Below are 5,609 nucleotides of genomic sequence, written 5' to 3' on the forward strand. Positions count from 1 at the left end.
ACTTCGAAGGGCCATACCTTCATCTCTCGCACAGCATCGCTTCTGGGAGCTGCCCTACAAACAGATCCCTTTCGCGTTCAGGACACAAACACCCAGGCCCTCCTCCGCCTCGCCCGCCACCGCATCAGCGTCCTGTTCGCCATGCTCCGAGACGGCACCTTCTACGAATCCCGCACGCCCACGGACGTCGAGCTCGCCGCATGACCCCAGCAAGACCGAATCACCCCAAACCCGACAGGGGTGCCTTGACGAAGGACATAGAGGCACCCCCCCCGACCACCCCTATTGCCCCGTCACAAAGGCCGGTTGCCAAGACCGAATGCCGTGCTCTGGCCCGTGGTCCCGGCTGCGTGTCAGCTGGCGGGCATCAGGACGGTGTCGATGATGTAGACGTTGGCGTTGGCGGTCTTGACGTCGCCGCAGACCACCTTGGCGGAGTCGTTGACCGTGTAGGACTGGTCTGAGCCGGAAGTGGTCAGCTTGGACTTCTCCAGGGTGGCGAAGGAGCCGTTGTCCAGGTCCGCCGGTGCCAGCTTCTGGCCGACCACGTGGTAGGTGAGGATCTTCGTCAGCTGTGCCTTGTCATTGAGGACCTTGTCGAGGTCGGCCTTCGGGATTTTGGCGAAGGCGTCGTTGGTCGGCGCGAACACCGTGATGTTCTCGGCGTTGTTGAGGGTGTCGACCAGGCCCGCCTTCTTCACCGCGGTCACCAGCGTGGACAGGGCGGGGTTGTTGGACGCGGCGGTGGCGACCGGGTCCTTGGCCATGCCGTCGAACGAACCGGCCCCGTCGTTGGGCACCGAGGCGCATGCGGGGCCGAACGGCTTGTCCGCGGCATCGGCGTTGTCGGAGTCCTGCATGCTGTCGTCGGCCGTGGTGTCCGGGGCCGACGCCGCGGTGGAGGAGTCGGATGCGGCGGAGTCGCTGCTGTTGTCGGAACATGCGCTCAGAGCCAGGGGCAGTAGGGCGGCAGCGGTCACGGTCATGGCGATGCGACGAATACGCGTGTTCATTGATGCTTCTCCTTTGATGGGTGCAGCAAGAGCTGCATTCATGGGAAGTGGCTTGTGGTGACGTGAAAGTCAATCGACGGTGACCACTACGGAGTGCCAGCCGCTGGCACCGTCGGGGACGGTACGGGTGCGCTTGTCGGTCTGAACCGCACCGGTACGGTCGGTGGCACGCACGGTCAGGGTGTGCCCGCCTTTGGTGGCCTGCCAGGGATAGGACCACTGGCGCCAGGTGTCGCGTGAGTCCTCGGCCGCGAGCCGGGCCTGCTGCCAGGGGCCGTCGTCGATGCGGATCTCGACTTTGTCGATGCCGCGGTGCTGGGCCCAGGCGACTCCGGCGACCATCACGGTGCCAACCTTGGGGCGGGCGAAGGGCTTGGGAGTGTCGATCCGGGACTGGGTCTTGATCGGGGCTTTGCGGGCCCACTTGCGTTTGATCCAGTAGGTGTCGTAGGCGTCGAACGTGGTCAGTTCGATGTCGGTGATCCACTTGCAGGCGGAGACGTAGCCGTACAGGCCCGGCACCACCATGCGGACCGGGAACCCGTGTGTGAAGGGCAGGGGTTCGCCGTTCATCCCGATGGCGAGGAGGGCGTCGCGGCCGTCCATGACGTCTTCGACCGGGGTACCGAGGGTCATGCCGTCCACGGAGCGCGCCACCAGTTGGTCGGCCGGTCCGCCCTTCGACGGAGGCCTCACTCCGCACTCGGCCAGTACATCGGCCAGGCGTACGCCGATCCAGCGGGCGTTGCCGACGTATGGGCCGCCGACCTCGTTGGACACGCAGGTGAGCGTGATGTCCCGTTCGATCAGCTCACGCCGCAGCAGGTCCTCGAAGGTGAGGGTGAGCGGGCGCGAGACTCCCTTGCCGTGGATGCGCAGGCTCCAGGTGGTCGCATCGACCTTCGGGACGATGAGTGCGGTGTCCACCCGGTAGAAGTCCTGGTTCGACGTCATGAAGGCGCTGACGCCGGGGAGCCTCAGCTGCGCGCCCCTGGGAACCGGAGCGGCAGGAGAAGCCGGGCGTGGCAGGGTGACGTTCTTGCGTGAGGCGAGCGCGTCCCGGCTGCCCGAACCGTTCAGGGCACGCCCCGCTGCGCCTGCCCCGGCCGATGCGACGGCAGCGGCACTCGCCGCGATCACGAAGCCACGGCGATCCCAGTTCGAACCCGCAGAGGCGTCGCCCTGTGCGGCATCAGCTCGGTCCCACTGCTGCGGGCCGGGCTCGCGGAGCTCCAGCCGACCGATGAGGGCGTACAGAAGAACTGCTGCGAGAACGGCCCCCGCCACGGACGGCAGCGCGTCGGTCAGGCCGGCAGAATCAGGCCGGCTGAGAGCCGCCGCCGCACCGACCACGCCGAACAACAGCACCCCGCCCGCGCCGCAGCGCCGATACCGCAGAGCCACAACCCCCACAACGAGCGCGCACACGGCCAGTACGGCAAGAATTCCAAGCTGCAGCACCAATTTGTCGTTGGTGCCGAAATTGCGGATTGCCCAGTCCTTCACAGGAGCGGGTGTGCGATCGATCGCCGCGCTGCCGACGGCGACGACTGGGCCGGCCTGCGGACGCACCCATACCGACACCAGCTCAGCGACAGCCAGCGCGGTGAAACCGGTCAGCGCGCCGCTGAGCGCGCCGAGTCCGATGCGCACCCAGGTGCGGTGCTTCCGCTGTGGTTTCTTCTCGTCGTCCGTCACGTGGGGAATCCGGCCCCGAAGAGACGGCGGATTGGTCGCTCACCCGATTGAGGGAAACTCTTTTTGTGACCAATCCGCAGGCTCCGGGGCAACGGATATACGCCAGTTGCGCAACGCTGCCCGTACAGGCCGGCCAGTACATGCCGGACTAGGAACGGCCCCGCACCCGACACCGGCGCCGGGTGCGCCCGCCCGGCCTGGGGGCCCGTGAACTGCAGGACCGCGCGCGGCAACCGGCCTGCTGCAGTGAGCAGTTCTTCGGGTCAAGGCTGTTCTCCATCAGTCCCGGCCGTGACGCATGAAGCCCAGGCAGTGTCGTCTTCTCCCTGTCGGCCAGGGGCGCAGCCAGGTCACAGCAGGAGCCCCGCCTGGTGTAGCGGGGCTCCCGGTTCCTCAGACAGGGAAAGCCATCAGGGCGATCGGATCTGAGGTGGGCTGCTTCGAACCGCCTTCCGGTTCCATGGTGATGCCCATGCCGGCCGCTTCGTCGACGGCTCCGTTCATCAGGACGGCCTGGTCGGTGCGGTCTGGGTCCATCAGGCCGGCGGAGCGCATGGTGCCGCCGTCGTCGAACCAGAGCTGGTAGACCTTCCCGCCCGGTGGGCGGTCCATCCCGGAGGTGAGGAAGACGGCCTTGTCCCGGCTGTCGGAGACGACGACGGTGCCGGTGGCGCCACCGGCCAGGCGCGCGGTGCGGGACCTGGCATCCGGTGCCGTGAGCACCGCGGCGATTTCGCCGGTGTCCCGTTCGGCGCGTTGGGCCTGTTGCTGGGCCTCGTCGGCGCGTTCGTGCTGCCACACCGTCGCGCCTCCAAGCCCGGCAGCCGCCACGAGGCAGGCGGCCAGCGCCCACCGCGACACCAGACGTGCCCGCCGGACAGCGCCGCCAGGGCGGCCGGGAACCGGAGCTCTGGGTGCCACCTGCCGCACCGTGGTGATGCGGCGCAGCACCTGTTCCCGCAGCACCGGGCGGGGGGCTGCGGACACGGCGAGTCCGAGGCGGGCGGCGGTGGCGGCCAGTTCCGCGGTCTCCTGCGCGCACGGCTCGCAGTGCGCGAGGTGGCGTTCGAAGGCTTGGCGCTCGTCCTCTGGCAGCGCGTGCAGGGCATAGGCACCCGTCATGCAGTGCAGATCGGCGCTGGTCATGCGCTCACCCCCAGGCAGTCGCGCAGCCGGATGAGTCCGTCGCGCAGTCGGGTTTTCACGGTGCCCAGCGGCAGCGTCAGCGCCTGCGCCACCTCGCGGTAGGTCAGGCCTTTGTAGTAGGCGAGCGTGACGGCCTGGCGTTGGAGTTCCGTCAGCGTGCGCAGGCAGCGCCGTACCTGCTCCCGTTCCAGTCGTGCCTCGACCTGCTCCATCACCTCGTCGTACTCAGGTGTGCGGTCCAGCAGCGCCGCCTTGTGATCGCGGGCGGCCGCGGCCTCGGCGGAACGCACCCGGTCGACCGCCCGGCGGTGTGCCAGGGTCAGGATCCAGTTCATTGCCGTGCCCCGGTCCGGGCGGTAGCGGGGCGCCGTGCGCCACATCTCCACCAGCACTTCCTGGGCGACTTCCTCCGACTGTGCCTGGTCGCGCAGGACCGCACGGACGACCCCGAGGACGGGCCCGGCCACGGCGTCGTAGACCTTGGCGAAGGCCTTTTCGTCGCCGACGGCGACCCGGCTCACCAGCTCTTGCAGATCCGGCTCCGCCGATCGGTCTGCACCGATTCGCACGACTTCTTCCACAAAGACCCTCCGAGGTCAGACATCTCAGGCGTAATCCGATCCCCGGGGAACGATGGATTGGTCCCTGCCCAAGGTCGAAACCGCAGCCGCGACCGGCCGCCGGGGCAGGAAGCCGGTCAGGGCTTCGGCGGAGTCACACGATGTCCGGTTCACGACGCAGCCCGCCCCTACCACCTGCCTGACCGCGATCACTCCTTCTTGGTGGCAGGGGTCGTGAGGTGGGCGAAGACCACAGTGTTCTCGGTGTACCGCTTCTTGCTGTGGTCGTAGCTGCCGCCGCAGGTGATCAGGCGCAGCTGGGCGTCGGGGGTGTCGACGTAGACGAGGTCGTCGGGGAACTTGTCCTGTGGGAAGTTGTCGAGGGCGTCGACGGCGAATGACGCGGTGGAACCGTCTTTACGGACGATGTTGACGCCGCTGCCCGGGGACAGGGCGCTGAGGAGGCGAAGACTGCGGGCGCGGTCGTGGTGTCGAGGTGGCCGGCGACGGTGGCAGTGCCGCGCTCTCCCGGGGAGGGGCCGGCTGCGAACCAGCCGACCAGGTTCGTCTCGTCGGGCGGTGGTGAGTCCAGTCGCCCGGAGGGGCCGATGGCCAGATCGGTGAAGGGCGCATCCACATCGATGCTGGGGATGAGCAGCCGCGTGGGCGCCGACCGGGGCAACGACGGGCCCGCCGCCGTACCCCGGGTCTCGACCTTCGGCGCGGGCGTCGCGCGTTGGCTCGCCAGATGCGCTGGGGCGGCCGGAGGAGGCGTGCTTGCCGGGCCGGTCCAGCTGAGCGCGACCATGGCCAGGGCAAGCGGCGTGAGCCCGATCGGGAGGAGGTGGCGCGGCATACGGGCCCGCCACGAGGGTCCCGAGACGACCGGTGGAGAAGACTTCACGGCGTAGCGCACCTCAGTCAGCGAAGTCGGACCACACAGCAGGTCCGTCCCCGGCAGCGGGCGGCTGCGGTGCTTTCCCCGAGAAAACAGCCGCAGCCGCACACTGTGACACGTCAGTCCATGAGGTCAGGCGTTGCCACGCATGCTGCGGCGGCGCAGCATGTAGGCGCCGGCCCCAAGGCCGCCCATCAGCACTAGGGCGCGTATCGAGTCGTGATCACGGGGGTGGTCCGGGTGAGATCTCTGATCCAGATCATTGAGGCCCGTAGATGAAGGCCGGCGAGGTAG

5 protein-coding genes and 1 pseudogene are annotated in these 5,609 nt (G+C 68.4%); 1 reads left to right on the forward strand and 5 read right to left on the reverse strand.

Annotated elements, in window-relative coordinates; genetic code table 11:
* A pseudogene (locus tag ACWD0J_RS40865) lies at positions 1-204 on the forward strand (hypothetical protein); the annotation flags it as partial.
* A 149-nt stretch (positions 205-353) separates the two neighbouring features.
* Here the strand turns inward: ACWD0J_RS40865 and ACWD0J_RS40870 are convergent.
* The 5 genes from ACWD0J_RS40870 to ACWD0J_RS40890 all read right to left on the reverse strand — a co-directional run bounded on the left by ACWD0J_RS40870 (position 354) and on the right by ACWD0J_RS40890 (position 5,286).
* A complete protein-coding gene (locus tag ACWD0J_RS40870) occupies positions 354-1,013 on the reverse strand; it encodes a fasciclin domain-containing protein (RefSeq protein ID WP_451500936.1) in 660 nt (219 codons plus the stop codon).
* Between the two features lie 69 nt (positions 1,014-1,082).
* Positions 1,083-2,711 carry a sulfite oxidase gene (locus ACWD0J_RS40875; protein ID WP_451500937.1) on the reverse strand — a complete coding sequence of 543 codons (1,629 nt, stop codon included), beginning with the start codon at positions 2,709-2,711 and terminating at the stop codon, positions 1,083-1,085.
* Between the two features lie 393 nt (positions 2,712-3,104).
* The gene (locus ACWD0J_RS40880) at positions 3,105-3,857 is read right to left on the reverse strand and encodes an anti-sigma factor (protein ID WP_451500938.1); all 753 of its coding nucleotides are present in this window, start codon (positions 3,855-3,857) and stop codon (positions 3,105-3,107) included.
* Positions 3,854-4,438, reverse strand: a complete 585-nt coding sequence (gene sigK, locus ACWD0J_RS40885) for an ECF RNA polymerase sigma factor SigK (RefSeq protein WP_451500939.1) — start codon at positions 4,436-4,438, stop codon at positions 3,854-3,856. The genes ACWD0J_RS40880 and sigK overlap by 4 nt, the downstream gene beginning before the upstream one ends.
* Positions 4,439-4,626: 188 nt before the next feature.
* Positions 4,627-5,286, reverse strand: a complete 660-nt coding sequence (locus ACWD0J_RS40890) for a sortase domain-containing protein (RefSeq protein WP_451500940.1) — start codon at positions 5,284-5,286, stop codon at positions 4,627-4,629.
* Positions 5,287-5,609: the final 323 nt, after the last annotated feature.

This window comes from Streptomyces sp. NPDC003011, assembly GCF_053591515.1.